This is a genomic window from Bacillus sp. JK62, assembly GCF_053663455.1.
On record NZ_JBSJQA010000003.1, the window covers coordinates 69824 to 86985 of the forward strand.

Here is a 17162-nt window from a genome sequence, read left to right on the forward strand (position 1 = left end):
CCGGGATTGTTTTATGTCAGCATGGCTAATTGATCTTCATAAGCGAGTTCTGTCGCATGATCAATATACCCGAGTAGGGAATACAGCTCTTTTTCAAGCACCGCATGATCGTATTCGAAATGATACGCGTGCAGAAAGTGCTCAATACGCTTTGATAATAAATCATCTTTTGTACGAACCATCAAAATTAATAAATTGTCCCATTGAGACCGGTGTGTGTAATACAAGGCTTTATCATAATCGGCATGATCCATCTTACGCTTCTCCTTTCAATGAGAAGTTCTCCGTTAGTTTATGCCGCCGAAGCCCGGATGCAACGGGGGAAAACTTGGTGTCCTTATCATTGCGGCATAGCAATATGAGGGAGACATAAAATAAAACCGCATATCCGTCTCTTCTTTGGACACGCTAAGATTGACAAAAAACGACTCAGGAGAACAAAAAGATGAAATCCCTTCCATTTGCGCTTGCCCTCTTGTTTTGCGGCATTCTCATTGCCTCTATCGCTGAAAAAGGGCATACAGAACACCTCGATCCGTCAGTTGAAAAATGGGAACAGCTCGCATGGAACCAGCTTGAACGTGAATACAAGGGGGCCGAGCTTACCGATTATTCGTACATGGGCCGTACAAAAGTGAACAGGGAACAGACGAAAGACGTGTTTCGCGTAACGGTGCAAACCGCAAAAGAAACGTTTTCATCCCGTGCTGAAGTGTATTTCCATCCCGTAACAAAACACGTGATCAGCATCAATATTTTCAGACTGTAAAAAAGCTGCACAGCCTTATGCGGCCGTACAGCTTATCAGATATCAGAAGAAACGTTTTGCGCCGAGGTAGCGCTGTTTCCAATAGGAATTGTTCATGCTGGAAATAACGACACCCGAATCGTTGGCATTAATAAACTGGCCGTTCCCGAGATAAATACCGACGTGGGAAGGTCCGGCTTTATAAGTTGAGAAAAAGACAAAGTCACCGACCGCCGGCTGGCTGACTGATGTCATCGTATTCCAGTAGCCTGCGGCTGAAAGTCTGGATACAGAAGTGACCTTATTGAGAACGTAATAAATGAAACCGCTGCAGTCAAAGCCTCTCGGCGTCGTCCCGCCCCATACATACGGTACGCCCAGCTGAGCTTTTGCGGCATCGATCATTACATTAATCTTCGCGCTTGTTGAACCTGTGCCGCCTGTGCTGCCGGACTGATTCGGTGTCGTGTTTGTCTGCTGCCCGGTAATCGTCAGCTTCTGTCCGATTTGTAGAACGTCTGTTTTCAGATTGTTTTTCTCGCGGATCTGCTGGGCGGTTACATTGAACTTTTGGGCGATCACCCATAAAGAATCCCCGCTTTTCACGGTATATGTAGTGGTTTTCCCTGTATTTCCGGACTGGTTCGGAGCTGACGGTGAAGACGAAGAGCCGGAAGAAGACGTTTTGGTCAGCTTCAGCACTTGTCCGACCCGCAGCATGTCTGACGTCAGTTTGTTGATGCTTCTGATTTGCTGAACCGTCATATTGTATGCGTTTGCGATTTTCCAGAGTGAGTCTCCGCTTTTTACTGTATAGGAGGACGTTTGCGTCTGGTTTTTATTTTGGTTTGAATTGTCTTTTGACGGCGTGTTTCCCGAAGAAGACGTTCCTTTTGTTTTCAGGACTTGGTTTACGTAGATCGTATCCGTTTTTAAGTTGTTTAATACTTTGAGTTCCGCAATGGTCATATTGACGCTGTTTGCGATCTTCCATAGGGAATCGCCGAGTTTTACTTTATAGGTCCCGGAAGATGATGACTGATTTTTGCTGCTGTTTGAGCTGCTGCCCGGCGCGGTTTTTTTCTGATCGGTGCTTGAGGAAACTTTCCCCGTCACTTGCAGCTTCTGTCCGGCGCGGATTAAGTCGCTTGTCAGACCGTTCAATTTTTTCAGTTCCTGTACGGACATTTTAAAATCAGATGCGATCAGCCACAGCGAATCGCCGTTTTTCACTGTATAAACGCTTTTAGTCGTGCCGCTGTTCTTTGAAGATGGCTTTTTGCTGCCGGAATCTGATTTGCCGTTAGGGATGGTGAGCGTCTGCCCGATAGAAATAACGGTGGATTTTAGATGATTCGCTGATGTAATGGCATCCACGCTTGTATTGTAGTTTTGGGCAAGCTTCCATAATGAATCTCCGCTTTTAACCTTAATCGTTTGTGCTTCTGCCGGTGTTACAGCTAACGCAGACCCGACGATCGCAGATGCAGTCAAACCGACCGCTACCTTTTTTTTCATAGTGAATCTCCCTTTTCCTGCGATAATTTTTCTATCCCCATTCGTTGCAGCCGCAAGGTGAGGATATCAGTAATGATAATCTTTATATCGGCACTTGTCTGCAATCGTTTATCATATTAATAGAAATAGTCCTTTTTTCTTATGCCGGCATAAAAAAAGAAGGAATGCGGACATTCCTTCAGCTTCTGAGCAGTCTCATAATCTCCTCTTTGTTTTTGACCAGATCCCTTAACGTATATTTGTCTAAAACGGCCAGGTAAGCTTGCAGGGCTTCATTCAGAAGGTTCTTTAAGTTGCAGGCGGGAGATATGATACAGAGATTTTTTTTGGAGTCAAAGCATTCTACGATGTTAAAGTCGTCTTCTGTATGTCGAACGACTTCTCCAATGTTTATGTCTTCCGGTGTCATTCCTAATCGAATTCCGCCTCCCCGGCCCCGGATCGTTTCGACATACCCGAGCTGGCCGAGACGGTAAATGACTTTCATGAGGTGGTTTTTAGAGATGGAATAAGTATCTGCGATTTCTTTTATGTTGGAAAGTTCGTCGGAATGTCTGGAAGCCAAAAAAATCAAAACGCGTAAAGAGTAATCGGTATAGTTCGTTAATTTCATAGAATGACCTCGAAAAAAGAGATTTTGCTTCTGTTACAGTCTATCATATATGAATCTAAAATGAAAAAAAAGGAATTTGCTCCCTTAACTTTTTAAAAAAAACGTGCGCTCCTTCTGAGCACACGTTTTTTTCGTTAAGACATCGGCGGCTTACGATCGTCAGCCGATTGATGTTTTTCAATTTTGCGATCCAATTTTGCGAGATAACGGGAGGCAAATTCTTTTCCGCCAAGCCCGAATGAAAGTCCGAAGGCAAGCGCGAAACCGCCCAGAATCAGAATAAACGCGGCATTTACGATCGTGTCGGCGACACCGAGCTGATCCAGCGCCATAAAGATTGAGAGAGTGATAATGGTATATTTCGCAAGCGGCGCCAGGAATCTGAATTCCTTTCCGCTCAGCATGCCGGCAAGCAGCCTGCTGACGAGCTGTCCGGCCAAAAGTCCGATTCCGAGAATAAATACAGCGGCCAGAACATTAGGCAGGTAAGCGATAATACCGGTTGCGATAACGACGAGAAATTCGAGATGAACAAGCTGCAGCGCCTCTGCCGTAAAGAGCAGGACGATGATGATCTGAACAATCATGCCGACCGTCTGAGAAAGCGTCAGCTTCGGGGTGCCCGCCTGTTCAAAGCCCATTTTACCGAGAAGAGAGTCGAAACCGGCCCGGTGCAGGAGCCCGGATACAATGCTGTTGACCCATTTTCCGACCCAGATGCCGGCGATGATCAGCACAATACCGATGATGATATTAGGGAGCATTGTGAAGACCGTGTGCAGCATGGCTGACGCCGGTTCAGAAATACCCGCCACATCAAGCCGGTCAAGCGCAGAGATGATCACCGGAATGAAAATCAGCACGTAGACAATCGTTCCGATGATTGCCGACAGGCTCGTATCCTTCAGATAAATAGAAAGCCCCATACGTGCGGCGAGCCTTTCCGTTCCGATACTCGCCAGAAAGTTTGTGACGATATCACGGACGAGACGGGCAACAAGCCAGCCGATTAAAACAATCAGCGCCGCGGCGAATAATTTCGGTATAAAGGACAAAACGCTTTGGATCATATTTGTAAACGGCCCTGATACTCCGCTGATCTGGAGAGCGGACAAGACGCCGGGCAGGAACAAGAGCAAGACGAAGTAAAAAACGATTCGTGAAGCAGCCGTAACGGATCTGCTCATCTCCGCTTCTTCAGACACCATTGTCCATTTTCTGAGCCGGCCGTTTTCAGCGAGTTTCATGCCCGCTTTTTTGACGAGATAGCTGAAAAGCGAAGCGGCCGCCCAGCCCACGAGCAGAATCAAGCCGGCTTTTAAAACGCTCGGCACAGCCGCCGTTATCGCCGACAGCATGCTGACAAAAGGCGAAGCCACGGTTGTCAGATGCAGAATGTTAAAGAATAGAATAAAAACGATGATTAATGCGATAAAATAAATGACTTTACTGATGACTTTTTCTGAGGAATAGCGCGCCGGCTTTTTTTCGGCGAACAGCCTGTCGTCGATTTTTGTTTTTTGCAGGCCTTTGTATACGGCTTTTTCAATGATTTTGGCAATGCCCCAGCCGATAAGCAGGACGAGCAGTGCAATGATCAGATTCGGGAGTTTGCTGAGATACGTCGTAAGCATGTCTGCTGTATTCAAGTAGAATCGCTCCTTTTCTTTTTGGGGTATGGTGTGTGTTTTACCCACTTACATATAAAGCAAACGGGGCGGATGTGCCGAAAGTTTTCAGTCGGAAACCGGCCTGTTATTTCATCTTTTGAGAGGAGGGGTCATACATTATAAATAAGTCCAAGTAGGGGGGATTCGCTTGAACGCGGAGGAGACAAAAGGTTTACAGCGGGCAATTGAGGAAATAACCGACATTGCAAAGGGTTTCGGCCTTGATTTCTACCCGATGAGATATGAAATTTGCCCGGCTGAAATTATTTATACATTCGGCGCGTACGGCATGCCGACGAGATTCAGCCACTGGAGTTTCGGCAAACAATTTCATAAGATGAAACTCCATTATGATCTCGGTTTGAGCAAAATTTATGAACTTGTCATTAATTCCAACCCTTGCTACGCTTTTTTGCTGGACAGCAATTCGCTGATCCAAAATAAATTAATTGTAGCCCATGTTCTTGCCCATTGTGATTTTTTCAAAAATAACTGCCGCTTTCAAAATACGAACCGGGACATGGTTGAGAGTATGGCGGCTGCGGCGGAGCGGATTAAGCATTATGAAAGAATTCAAGGGATAAAAGAGGTGGAGTCCTTTTTAGATGCCATTCTGGCGATTCAGGAGCATATCGATCCGTCGCTCGTCAGGCCGAAGCTGCTGTGGAGCGTCGATGACGAAGAGGAGGACGAAGAAGAAACCGCGGCATCGCCTTACGATGATTTATGGGGAATGGATAAGCCGAAGCAGGTGAAAAAGAAAAAAGGGAAAAAACCGTTTCCGCCCCGGCCGGAAAAAGATATTCTGCTGTTTATCGAGGAACATTCGCGAGAGCTTGAACCGTGGCAGCGTGACATCTTAACCATGATGAGAGAAGAAATGCTGTATTTCTGGCCTCAGCTGGAAACGAAAATCATGAACGAAGGCTGGGCATCCTATTGGCATCAGCGGATTATCCGCGAGCTTGACCTGACTTCAGATGAAGCCATCGAATTTGCGAAGCTGAACGCAGGCGTCGTTCAGCCGTCAAAAACGGGAATCAACCCGTATTATTTAGGGCTGAAAATTTTTGAAGACATCGAAGAGCGTTATGACAACCCGACAGATGAAATGAAAAAAACAGGGGTAAAGCCCGGTTCCGGCCGCGAGAAAATGTTTGAGGTCAGGGAAATTGAATCGGATATCTCATTTATCCGCAATTATTTGACGAAAGATCTCGTCATGCGTGAGGATTTGTATTTATTCCAAAAGCAGGGCAGGGACTATAAAGTGATCGACAAAGAATGGAAGGCCGTGCGCGACCAGCTCGTGAACATGCGGGTCAACGGGGGATTTCCTTATCTGACCGTCAATGACGGGGATTACCTGAAGAATAATGAGCTTTATATTAAACATTGGTATGAGGGAATTGAGCTTGATCTGAAATACTTGGAGAAAGTGCTGCCGTATCTGTACCAGCTGTGGGGCAGGAGCGTGCACATCGAATCTGTTCTTGAAGACAGAGAAGTGATGTTCTCGTATGACGGCAAAGGAGTGCACCGGAGATATCTGTAAAAGAAGAAAGGATGCGGGGAAACCCCCGCATCCTTTTTTATTTTCCGTGTTTCAGGATGTGAAAAATCTTTTTGGCCTGGTCCGTGTTGTTTAAAAGCCCCGTAAATGACTCTCTTCCCGGACCGTATGCGTAAACGGGAACTTCTTCGCCCGTATGATCGCCGGTTGTCCAGCCGCTGTTGGTTTTCGCATTAAAAAGCTTAATGATCGATTTGTAGACGCTCTTGTCAGCATCCTGTTTTGCGGCCGTTTCGATCTGTTTAATTTCAGCTTTTGACCATTTCAGGTCTGTATAACGCGCAAGCACGGAAGATACGGATTTGCCCGCTTTGATTTGGTCAGCCATAAATGCCGGGGTTTTCTTGGCGGCAAGAATCGGTTCAACATGCCAGTTTTTATCGTCATTTGCGCCGATCGTCAATCCGCCGGTGGTATGATCAGCCGTGGCAACGACAAGCGTATGTTTGTCCTTTTTGGCAAATGCGATCGCTGCTTTATATGCTTTTTCAAAATCCTTCATTTCACTCATTGCGCCGACTATATCATTGTCATGTCCCGCCCAGTCTATTTGGCTGCCTTCGACCATTAAGAAGAACCCTTTTTTATTCTTGTTCAGCCTGTCGATCGCCGCCGTTGTCATGTCTTCTAATGAAGGGACGGCGTTTGACCGATCGATTGCTTTATCGAGTCCGCCATCGGCAAACAGGCCGAGAATCTTCTTGTTACGATCTTTTTTCAGCTCCTGTTTTGATGTCACATAGCTGTATCCCGCTTTTTTGAAATCCTTTGTTACATTGCGGTCTTTACGGATAAAGTTTGATTTGCCGCCTCCGAGGAGCACATCGACTTTTTGTTTTCCGTTGATGCGGTCATCAAAGTAGCTGCTTGCGATGTCATCCATATTCTTTCGGGATTTGTTATGGGCTCCGAATGCCGCAGGGGTGGCGTGGGCAATCTCCGAAGTTGCGACAAGTCCGGTGGATTTCCCTCTTTGTTTCGCTTCTTCGAGGACGGATTTGACCCGCTTTCCTTTTTTATCGACTCCGATCGCCGCGTTATACGTTTTCACGCCCGTAGCCATTGCCGTGCCAGCCGCCGCGGAATCGGTAATATTGGAATCAGGATCGTCAGGATAAGTCATCATCATACCGGCGAGATTGGGGTCGAATGCCGTCAGTTTCATACCATCCGAAGGCTTTCCTTTGTTAATGACCGAACGGTAGGCGTTCATATAGGGAGCGCCCATTCCGTCGCCGACCATGAAGATGACGTTTCTGATCTCGTTTTTGTCAGGCTGTTTTTTTGCCGCAGCCTGTTCAGAGTGCTGAAACCCCGCGCCCGCAATCAGACCGGCTGTCAGCACGGATACGGCTGCCGCCGGCAGAAGTTTTGATCGAACCTGTTTAAATAGATTCATTCTCACTCGTCCTCCTTTAATCGTGTCTGCATGTCTAATGGTAGGGGGTGTTTGTAAAGAGCGCCTGTTTCTCCTGTAAATTTCAGGTGAAACATTGTTAGAAATGTAAATTCCGGTGTAACTTATGTTTTCAAGAAAGGGTGAAAACCATTCACTTTTTTGAAAAAGACGAGGATTTTTTTAACAAGGAGTTATTTGGAAAGTAAACTTCTTTGTTTTTCCAAAATACGAGGATCACAGGAAAAAAACGTGACAAATTGACTCGTTTTTCGTCACGTTTGAAATCAAATTGAAATATTTAATACCCTTAAAAAATTTTTTTAAAAACGAATTAGTAAGAAATTTGTCACGGGAAGTCAAGTCTATTTCTAGTGGAAATTGAACCTTATAATAGGAAACAGATAAAAACTTTAAAAAAGAGACACATAAAATAGATAGAATCATTCGGGGAGGAAAATATGAAAAAGCAACTTGTTACAGCAACAACGGCAGTGGTTTTGGGGACGACTTTGTTTGCGGGCGCGGCGTCTGCGCAAACGATTAAGGTAAAAAAAGGCGATACATTATGGGGACTTTCAAATCGGTATGGAACGTCAATTAATTCCATTAAATCTGAGAACAAATTAAAATCGGATATCATTTACATCGGTCAGACGCTTTCGATCAACGGTAAATCATCTTCAGGTTCAAATTCGGGCAGCAAGTCATCATCGTCTACATATAAAGTCGTAAAAGGCGACAGCCTTTGGAAAATTGCGAATAAATATAAAATGACGGTAAACCAATTAAAAAGTTTAAACGGTTTAAAAACGGACCTGATCCGCATCGGGCAAGTGCTTAAAGTAAAAGGATCAACTTCCGGTTCAACGTCTTCAGGATCTTCGTCATCAAAGAAGCCTTCATCCAGCCATAATATTGCACAGACGAGCCTGAATGTAAACAAGCTGATTTCTGATGCGCAATCTTTAATCGGCACGCCGTATGTATGGGGCGGAACAACGACTTCCGGCTTTGACTGCAGCGGATTTATCTGGTACCTGTTAAACAAACAGACGAGTGTCGGCAGAACAAGCACTGCGGGATACTGGAGCTCAATGAAGAGCGTGTCCAGCCCGTCAAGAGGAGACTTCGTCTTCTTTACAACATATCAAGCCGGCCCTTCACACATGGGTGTGTACATCGGAAACAACAAGTTCATCCATGCCGGTTCTGACGGCGTCACAACAAGTGATCTGAATAACAGCTACTGGAAGCCGCGCTACCTGGGCGCGAAAAGATTCTAGCAGTGAGAGAAACCCGTTCATCCGAACGGGTTTTTTATTTAGACGGGGCAGAGCTCCATTTGTTTCACCTAAAAATGAAAATGTGATAAAAAATCTAAAAAGGTTTTCTTTTTTTCATTTTCATAGAGGGCGATGGCGTACGCGCCCGCGCTCGGCATCTGGGCGAATTCGCACGGAATTTCAATCATGCTGCCTGCGGCGAGTTCGGACCGTACCGCTGACAGCGGCAGAAATGAGACGCCCAGCCCCTCTTTAATAAATCGTTTCGTAATATGCGTCTGTGTCACCTTCATTGTTCTGACGAAAGGGAACTGTATTCTGACCTGGCGGAGCAAATCATCCCAATAGTCAGGATGGTTATGGGTCAAAAGCAGATATTGTCCGAACAGGTCTTTCACTTCATCCGCCTTCCCTGTCCCGGGTTTTCGGCCGGGTGGCGCGACGAGGACAACTGGGTCATTGTACAGGGGGAGGCAAGTGAGGGAAGATGATTGCACCTTTAAGCAGCTCAGTCCGATATCGGCTGAGCCGTTTCTGATTTGAGAGGCGATTTCTTCCGATTCGAAAATGGTGACCGTCATTTCGGTTTCTTTATTGTCCTCTGTATAACGCTTCATGACAGACGGGAGAACGGTGTCGGCGATAAGCGGCGAAACAGCGAGTGTTAGCGTGTGCGAGTAGCCCTGGCGCACCCTGTGCAGCTCCGCCATGCTGTTTTCATAGTCTTCCAAAAGTCTCATGGCAAACGGCACGTATGCTTTTCCTTCTTCCGTCAATTGTATTTTCCGGCCGCTCCGCTGAAACAGCTTGCAGCTGATTTCTTTCTCTAATAATTTTATATGAACGGTGACGGTCGGCTGAGATAAAAAAAGCGTTTCCGCCGTTTTTCTGAAATTCTCGTATTTTGCCGCGGTGACGAAGGTGTGAAGCCATTTAAAATCCATAGATGCACTCCTCTGATTAAAAGTTTTAATTAATTCCCTTAAAAATATTCATTATTTTTTAAATATTATATTTACTATAATAACAGAAAGAGGATAAGGGGGAATGAAATTGATTTATCGTGGATTGAAAGGGATTACTTGTGCAGAAACGGCGATCAGCCACATTGACGGAGAAAAGGGGCATTTAATATATCGCGGCTATGACGCGAAGGATATCGCATTGCAATTCAGTTTTGAAGAAGCGGCGTATCTCATTTTGAACGGGGCGCTTCCTGATGAGCGGCAATTGCTTGCGTTTCAGGAAGAACTTGCAGCCGAGCGCGGGCTTCCGAAACATTTGATCGGCTTACTGGAAACGCTTCCGGATGAAATGGACGACATGGCGGTGCTGAGAACGGCTGTTTCGGGTTTGGGCACAGATTCATTTACATATCCGCCCAAGCCGGAAGAAGCGATTAAACTGATTGCCGTCACACCGACGATTATTGCGTACAGATACCGCCGTAAACAAGGGCAGGAAGCGCTGTCACCTGAGGCGCGATACGGACACGTTGAAAACTATTTGTATATGCTGACAGGCAGGCAGCCGTCCGCAGCCCAAAAGAAAGCGCTTGAGACGTATATGATTCTGGCGATGGAGCACGGGATGAATGCATCGACTTTTTCGGCGAGAGTCACCGTTTCGACTGAATCGGACTTAGTGTCTGCCGTCACTGCCGCACTGGGTACGATGAAAGGGCCGCTGCACGGAGGCGCTCCTTCAGGTGTCACGAAAATGCTTGAAGACATCGGGGAAAAAGAAAATGCAGAAGCGTATTTGACAGCGAAGCTTATGAGGGGAGAACGCCTGATGGGCTTCGGGCACAGGGTGTACAAAACAAAAGACCCGCGGGCGGAAGCGCTGCGCATAAAGGCTGAAGAAGTGGCAGGAAATGATCCGTCGCTTGACTTGGCGCTTTATGTGGAGAAGGAAGCCATCCGCTTGTTAGAGCAATATAAGCCCGGACGGAAGCTGTATACGAATGTGGAGTTTTACGCAGCGGCTGTGATGCAGGCCATTGATGTCGACAATGATTTATTTACGCCGACCTTTTCAGCAAGCAGAATGGCAGGCTGGTGCGCACATGTGCTTGAACAGTCCGCTGACAACATGATTTACAGGCCGTCTGCGAAATACACCGGCGCTTTTCCCGAAACGGCTCAGCAGCTTTAATTACCGGCATATTTGTCCGTTTAATTCCCCGCACTGCGTGGTATCGTCTCAGTAATACCAATTGCAGGAGTGTGAGAATATGAATCCGATGGACAGACAGACGGAAGGACAAAAGCCGCAGGTGCAAAACCGCCAGCCCGGCATTGAGTCAGACATGGAGCCAAAACCGCTCTTGGAGGACCCGGATGTAAAAGGATCGGGCAGATTAAAAGGAAAAGTCGCCGTCATCACGGGCGGAGACAGCGGCATCGGCGCAGCGGCTGCGATCGCTTACGCGAAGGAAGGGGCGGATCTTGCCATCCTGTACCTAGACGAACATGCCGATGCCGAGAGAACGAAAAAGCGTGCGGAAGAATACCAGGCCGAATGCCTGTTAATTCCGGGAGACGTCGGTGATGAGGCGCATTGTCAGAAGGCGGTCCGGCAAGTCTTAGATCACTACGGAAAAATAGATATTCTCGTTAATAATGCGGCTGAGCAGCATCCGCAAAACGGGATTCTTGATATTACGGCTGAACAGCTGGAGAAGACATTCCGTACAAACATGTTTTCTATGTTTCATATGACTAAAGCTGTGCTGCCTCATCTCAAAAGAGGGAGCGCCATCATTAATACAACGTCGATTACCGCTTATCAGGGAGACACATCATTGATCGACTATTCGTGCACGAAAGGCGGCATCGTTTCCTTTACGCGTTCAATGGCGATGTCATTGGCCGATCAGGGGATCAGAGTAAATGCGGTGGCCCCCGGGCCGATCTGGACCGCCCTGATTCCGGCAACGTTTACTGAAGAAAAGGTGGAAAAGCACGGTCTGGACACTCCGATGGGAAGACCGGGACAGCCTGCGGAACACGCCGGAGCTTACGTGCTTCTGGCTTCAGACGAATCTTCCTATATGACTGGGCAGACCATTCACGTAAATGGCGGCAGGTTTATTTCAACATAATACGCAAGTCTTATCCCGCGCTTTTAAAAAGTGCGGGATTTTTATTTGATTACATATGAATACGATTTTTAAAAAATGGAAGTCTCCAGCCGAATCACTAATGTTAATATTTCACAGCAGAGAATCCGCTGAGTTCTGTTTTATGAAAACTGAAATAATATATAGAATTTTCAAAAAGTTATTTTCATTTTTATATTTTTCGCTATAATATGATGTAGGAGAAAGGAATGATGTGCTGAAACATTTCATGCGAAAAATAAGAATTTAGTCATTATTGCTATTGTTATCTGAATATTCTAATATATATTGATTTACAAGGAGTGAAGCAGATGAAGGGGAGCATATTCAGAAAGAAAAGCATTCAGGACCTGCTTGCCGCAACGGGCGGGGAAAAGTCGCTGAAAAGAGAGTTAGGGGCCTTTGATCTGACCCTTCTGGGGATAGGGGCCATCATCGGAACGGGAATTTTTGTATTAACCGGAACAGGCGCTGTCACGGCGGGGCCGGGGCTGACCGTTTCATTTGTCATCGCCGCTCTTGCGTGTTTATTTGCGGCTTTATCATATGCCGAATTTGCTTCAAGCGTCCCGGTTTCCGGTTCCGTCTACACGTTTACTTATGCGACACTGGGTGAACTTCTCGCATTTATCATCGGATGGGATTTAATCTTGGAATATATGCTCGCCGTCAGCGCGGTTTCGGTCGGCTGGTCCGGCTATTTTCAATCATTCTTGGCGGGCTTCGGCATTCATCTTCCGACCGCATTAACGGCCGCGCCGGGATCTATTAAAGGCACGGTCACATTCTTTAATCTCCCCGCATTTGTTATCGTGCTTGCGATTACATTCCTCCTGTACTTAGGCATTAAGGAATCGAAGCGGGTCAATAATATTATGGTCATTTTGAAGGTTCTGGTTGTTCTATTGTTTATCGCCGTTGCGGCCGTATATGTCAAACCTCACAACTGGCAGCCGTTTATACCGATGGGGTTCGGCGGTGTTTTCAGTGCCGCGGCGCTCGTTTTCTTCTCTTTTATCGGTTTTGACGCCGTCTCTTCCGCCGCTGAAGAAACGAAAAATCCGGCGAAGGATCTGCCGAAAGGAATTATCTTTTCATTAATCGTCTGCACTGTGCTGTATGTGACCGTATCGGCGATTATGACGGGCGTCGTTCCGTTTGCCCGCTTTGAAGGCGTTGACCATCCCGTGTCTCTCGTCCTGCAGATGGCCGGACAGAATTGGGTGGCCGGGATTATTGATATCGGTGCAGTGTTGGGAATGACAACGGTGATGCTCGTCATGCTGTACGGCCAGACGAGGGTGATGTTTGCCATGTCCCGTGACGGTTTGGTGCCGGGGGCGCTTTCAAAAGTCCATCCGAAGCATAAAACGCCGCACGTGGTGACATGGGTGTTCGGCATCCTGTCGGCATTACTCGGCTCACTCGTCCCGCTTGATGAGCTGGCGAAGCTGGTGAACATCGGCACGCTTGCCGCATTTGTCCTGATTTCAGTAGCGGTTATCGTATTGAGAAAGAAACAGCCTGATCTGCCAAGAGCTTTTAAATGTCCGGGGGTTCCCTTTATTCCGATATTATCCATTCTGTTCTGCGTATTTTTAATTATTAACCTTGGCGCCACCACCATATTCCGTTTCTTTATCTGGCTGATCATCGGTCTGGTGATTTATTTCTTATATTCGAGAAAGCATTCGAAATTAAACGGGGATTTGTAAGGAGCGGCACCCGCCGCTCCTTTTTATTTTTCGGAATAATGAAACATATTGAAATGGGCTTAAGTTATCGCAGTGAATAAGGGATAATATAGGGCGGAAGGGAAGTGGAAAGTCGTGTCTGACCAAAAAAGGGTTCAATGGGCCTCAAAAATAGGATTTATTATGGCCGCTGCCGGTTCGGCGATCGGCCTGGGAGCCATTTGGAAGTTCCCTTACGTAGCGGGTACGAACGGAGGAGGCGCTTTTTTTCTTGTATTCGTCCTCTTTACCGTGCTTTTAGGCTATCCGCTTTTGCTCGGTGAATTTATTTTCGGAAGACGGAGCCAGACAAATGCGATTGATGCCTACAAACAAGCCGCGCCGAAGTCGGTATGGCACCTCACGGGTTATGTGGGTGTGGCGGCCTGTTTTTTAGTTTTGTCTTTTTACAGTGTTGTCGGCGGGTGGATTTTGCTTTATGTGTTAAAAGCTGTTACGGGTTCTTTATCCGGGCTCACTCAGGAGCAGTACGGAACGGTGTTCGGGACGGTCATTGAAAATCCGATCCAGACTCTCGCCGCGCAGCTTGTATTTATGATCTTGACAGTTGCGGTCGTCGCAAAAGGCGTGCAGAAAGGGATTGAACGTGTCAGTGCGGTGCTGATGCCGGTTTTATTCGTGCTGTTTCTATTGCTTGTGCTGCGATCAGTCACGCTCGATCATGCCGTTGAGGGGATTAGATTTTTATTGGTTCCGCACTTTGAAGATTTGACGCCGGAATCCATCCTATATGCTTTAGGACAGGCGTTCTTTACATTAACGCTCGGCGTTTCGGTCATGGTGACATACAGTTCGTATCTGCCGAAAACCCAAAACCTTCCGGGATCGGCGGGTTCCATTGTTGTGATGAATGTGCTCGTCACGCTGTTTGCGGGACTGGCCATTTTTCCGGCGGTTTTTTCGTTCGGATTTAAACCGGATGAAGGGCCTACACTGCTGTTTACCGTACTGCCGGCTGTGTTTGACCGGCTGCCGTTCGGCTCGCTGTTTTTTATCAGCTTTCTGGCGGTCTTTTTCTTTGCCGCGCTGACTTCGGCCTTTTCGATGGTGGAAATTATCGTAGCGACTGTCGGGAAAGGTGATGAAACGAAAAGGAAGAAGCTGTCGTGGACAAGCGGTCTGCTCATTTTCTTAGTCGGAATTCCGTCGTGTTTATCATACGGTGTGCTCGGTGATGTTCATTTGTTCGGAAAAACGTTTTTTGATCTAGCGGATTTCACAGTGAGCAATGTGCTGATTCCGCTCGGCGCTTTATTAATATCAATCTTCATCCCGCTGAAAATACCGAAGCGGGAGCTGTTCGCCGAGATGAAAAGCGGTTCCGCCATCGGCTATCGTTTCTTTCAGGTGTGGTATTTCCTTCTGAAATACCTCGTGCCGCTGGCTATCATCGTCGTATTGCTGCATTTAATCGGCGTTCTTTCATTTTAAAAAAACAGGCCCCCGTAAAAGGGCCTGTTTTTATGTTTAAAAACCGAATTGCAGATTCGTATCAACGGCAACGATCGTATATACACAAACAATGACGAAAAGGTTGAGGATGACACCGAGCAGTCCCGGGCCCGTCCGTCCTTTTTTAATAAACAGCTCAATGATGCCGAACGGCACGGCGGCCATCGCAAACGGCAGCATCTGATAAGAATAGAAAGTCACATTGCTGATGATTGCCACGTTCAAAAGCAGCAGCGACAAAATCGCGGTACCGACTGATATCCAGCCGAAAACATTATGCTCTTTAAAAATTCTTACCAATTCCATAATTCCACCTCACCGATGTTTGCTGCTTTTACTGTTTTATTTTTCAGCAGACGTTCGATTTCTTTTGTCGGCCCCGTCACGACAGAGCCGTATACGTTCATTCCGTGATGTTCAACATAGTCGATTCGGCTGCCAAGATTCATGTCTTTGCGTTTCGATATTGCATGAGCCCATTTTTTATGGCGGGACATAAATTCAAGGGCATTGATAAATTGTTCACGGTCTGTCTGTCCTTGCGTTTCGAAAGAGGACACCATCTTGGAATCTTTCCCGGGAAATCCTAACGGCTCGGCATAAGGACTGTCTTTCAGATTTTTCTCCGTTTCGACCGCGTTCCATAAAAACTTCACATCGTATTTTTTAAAAGTTGAATATACTTGAGAAGAAGGGTAGGCCCGGTCATAAGAAAGATAGACCTCCGCCACGCTTCCTTCAGGCAATTTTTTCAATGTCTGTCCGGCTTTGTCAATCGTGCGTTCCTTTAAGCCGGAAGGATGGGCAAAATAATGCTTTGCCTGTGCCGCGTCTAGATCATAGTAGTTAACGGCAGGCGATTTGACCGTATCTAAAAACATTTCAATCCGTTCTCCGCCGACGGATTTCGTTTTTGTGCCGATCTGCTTTTGCAGCGGAAATTCTGTATTCATTCCAAACAGCTTCACCTGGCTTTTCAGTCCGGAGGTATCGACGAGGACGTTCGGCATGGTGGTCGCGACCGTCACGGCCGCGGTTTCCATTAATTGATTGCCGGTGCTTTCCTTTCCTCCCAGACCGTAATAGAGGTAGCTTCCCAAAGTGCAAAGCGGCAAAATCATCAAAGTGGAGATGACGGCGAGAACTGAAATCCGCAAATACGATTTGCGTTTTCCGTATGACAAAATGGCCTTCTGTTTTTCCGGGCTGATGCCGACGTCCCATTCCCGGTCGTCCTGCATTTCGCTTTCAATCAACTCCTGATAGACTTCCAGCTTTTCCAGCTCTTCTTCAAAGGCGGCCATTTCCCGGTCGCTCATTTCTCCATTTTTGTATTGGTAAAAACGCTTTTTAAATTCTTCATTCATCATTAACACCTCTATTATAAAGTGCTTTCAGCCGCTGTCTGGCACGAAATAAAACACTTTTAAAATTAGCCTCTGAAATATTCATAATATGGGATGCTTCTTTGTAATTCAGTTCTTTTAAATAATACAGTGTTAAGGCCTCCCGATAATTGTCGGGAAGTTCGGACATATACCCTGTCAGCACTTCCTTGATTTCAATCTGATGAGCCGGGCTTTGAACAGCCGTCTGAAAAAGGCTCCCAATTAAGTCATCGGAAATGGTCACTTCCTTTTTATGTTTTCTGACATAATCTATAAACGCATTTCTCGCCACTTGAAAAAGCCATGGCTTTACTTTGCTGTGGTCGTAGGAGTGAATGTGTATGTATGCCCTCATAAAGGTTTCCTGCAGCAAATCTTCAGCGAGATGCTTGTCTTTTGTCATGGAGAGCAGGAACCGGTAAACATCATTCATATACATTTGGTAAATTTCATCGATCGTCACTGCCTTTTCTCCCCTCTATGTTATACACGCATAAGAAAGGTTTAAAGTTGCACGTTCCATGCAAACGGCTTAAATTCATTTTCACCTCATCAAACACCATTTCTCTATAGTACCCAAAATCCGTCATAAAAGATAGAGATCGGCGGAGGAAAAATATATTTATTAGTACCAGGTAAT

Annotated in this window: 16 protein-coding genes; 7 read left to right on the forward strand and 9 right to left on the reverse strand. The window is 46.4% G+C overall.

From position 1 onward, the window contains the following. Window positions 1-11: 11 nt before the first annotated feature. Window positions 12-254, reverse strand: a complete 243-nt coding sequence (locus ACWJJ4_RS09910) for a YhdB family protein (RefSeq protein ID WP_003155335.1) — start codon at window positions 252-254, stop codon at window positions 12-14. 191 nt (window positions 255-445) lie between these two features. On the opposite strand from ACWJJ4_RS09910, the gene ACWJJ4_RS09915 reads away from it, so the two are divergent. Next, a complete protein-coding gene (locus ACWJJ4_RS09915; protein WP_003155332.1) occupies window positions 446-769 on the forward strand; it encodes a DUF3889 domain-containing protein in 324 nt (107 codons plus the stop codon). A gap of 42 nt (window positions 770-811) precedes the next feature. On the opposite strand, the gene ACWJJ4_RS09920 is transcribed toward ACWJJ4_RS09915, so the two are convergent. From ACWJJ4_RS09920 to ACWJJ4_RS09930, 3 genes are all read right to left on the reverse strand, one after another. Beyond that, window positions 812-2266 carry a C40 family peptidase gene (locus tag ACWJJ4_RS09920; protein ID WP_071392053.1) on the reverse strand — a complete coding sequence of 485 codons (1455 nt, stop codon included), beginning with the start codon at window positions 2264-2266 and terminating at the stop codon, window positions 812-814. 178 nt (window positions 2267-2444) lie between these two features. After that, complete coding sequence (gene nsrR, locus ACWJJ4_RS09925; RefSeq protein WP_003155328.1) at window positions 2445-2879, reverse strand: nitric oxide-sensing transcriptional repressor NsrR; 435 nt, start codon at window positions 2877-2879, stop codon at window positions 2445-2447. Window positions 2880-3013: 134 nt separating this feature from the next. Then, window positions 3014-4528 (reverse strand): mechanosensitive ion channel, encoded by a 1515-nt coding sequence (locus ACWJJ4_RS09930; RefSeq protein ID WP_031378438.1) that lies wholly within the window; start codon window positions 4526-4528, stop codon window positions 3014-3016. A gap of 169 nt (window positions 4529-4697) precedes the next feature. Between ACWJJ4_RS09930 and ACWJJ4_RS09935 the strand changes: the two genes are divergently transcribed. Then, window positions 4698-6104: a SpoVR family protein gene (locus ACWJJ4_RS09935; RefSeq protein WP_146283680.1), complete on the forward strand. Its 1407-nt coding sequence runs from the start codon at window positions 4698-4700 to the stop codon at window positions 6102-6104. Between the two features lie 37 nt (window positions 6105-6141). Here ACWJJ4_RS09935 and ACWJJ4_RS09940 read toward each other — a convergent pair whose 3' ends face one another. Continuing rightward, complete coding sequence (locus tag ACWJJ4_RS09940) at window positions 6142-7521, reverse strand: alkaline phosphatase (RefSeq protein ID WP_146283679.1); 1380 nt, start codon at window positions 7519-7521, stop codon at window positions 6142-6144. 458 nt (window positions 7522-7979) lie between these two features. Here ACWJJ4_RS09940 and ACWJJ4_RS09945 point away from each other — a divergent pair, with 458 nt between their 5' ends. Continuing rightward, window positions 7980-8804, forward strand: coding sequence for a C40 family peptidase (locus ACWJJ4_RS09945; protein WP_070081564.1), 825 nt, complete (start codon window positions 7980-7982; stop codon window positions 8802-8804). 68 nt (window positions 8805-8872) lie between these two features. On the opposite strand, the gene ACWJJ4_RS09950 is transcribed toward ACWJJ4_RS09945, so the two are convergent. Beyond that, entirely contained in the window at window positions 8873-9748 is an 876-nt protein-coding gene (locus ACWJJ4_RS09950; RefSeq protein ID WP_003155320.1) for a LysR family transcriptional regulator, read from the reverse strand. 109 nt (window positions 9749-9857) lie between these two features. Between ACWJJ4_RS09950 and ACWJJ4_RS09955 the strand changes: the two genes are divergently transcribed. The 4 genes from ACWJJ4_RS09955 to ACWJJ4_RS09970 all read left to right on the forward strand — a co-directional run bounded on the left by ACWJJ4_RS09955 (window position 9858) and on the right by ACWJJ4_RS09970 (window position 15113). Then, window positions 9858-10961 (forward strand): citrate synthase/methylcitrate synthase, encoded by a 1104-nt coding sequence (locus ACWJJ4_RS09955; RefSeq protein WP_024085068.1) that lies wholly within the window; start codon window positions 9858-9860, stop codon window positions 10959-10961. 79 nt (window positions 10962-11040) lie between these two features. Beyond that, window positions 11041-11910, forward strand: a complete 870-nt coding sequence (locus ACWJJ4_RS09960) for an SDR family oxidoreductase (protein ID WP_014417296.1) — start codon at window positions 11041-11043, stop codon at window positions 11908-11910. Between the two features lie 329 nt (window positions 11911-12239). Then, a complete protein-coding gene (locus tag ACWJJ4_RS09965) occupies window positions 12240-13643 on the forward strand; it encodes an amino acid permease (protein ID WP_014304702.1) in 1404 nt (467 codons plus the stop codon). Between the two features lie 114 nt (window positions 13644-13757). Next, window positions 13758-15113 (forward strand): sodium-dependent transporter, encoded by a 1356-nt coding sequence (locus ACWJJ4_RS09970; RefSeq protein WP_014304703.1) that lies wholly within the window; start codon window positions 13758-13760, stop codon window positions 15111-15113. A 36-nt stretch (window positions 15114-15149) separates the two neighbouring features. On the opposite strand, the gene ACWJJ4_RS09975 is transcribed toward ACWJJ4_RS09970, so the two are convergent. From ACWJJ4_RS09975 to sigM, 3 genes are read right to left on the reverse strand one after another with little or no spacing between them, the layout of a single operon-like run. Further along, the gene (locus ACWJJ4_RS09975; protein WP_003155315.1) at window positions 15150-15440 is read right to left on the reverse strand and encodes an anti-sigma-M factor; all 291 of its coding nucleotides are present in this window, start codon (window positions 15438-15440) and stop codon (window positions 15150-15152) included. Continuing rightward, complete coding sequence (locus ACWJJ4_RS09980) at window positions 15428-16504, reverse strand: anti-sigma factor (protein ID WP_088005355.1); 1077 nt, start codon at window positions 16502-16504, stop codon at window positions 15428-15430. Before ACWJJ4_RS09980 ends, ACWJJ4_RS09975 begins: the two co-directional genes overlap by 13 nt. After that, a complete protein-coding gene (gene sigM / locus ACWJJ4_RS09985; protein ID WP_003155312.1) occupies window positions 16494-16985 on the reverse strand; it encodes an RNA polymerase sigma factor SigM in 492 nt (163 codons plus the stop codon). Before sigM ends, ACWJJ4_RS09980 begins: the two co-directional genes overlap by 11 nt. Window positions 16986-17162: the final 177 nt, after the last annotated feature.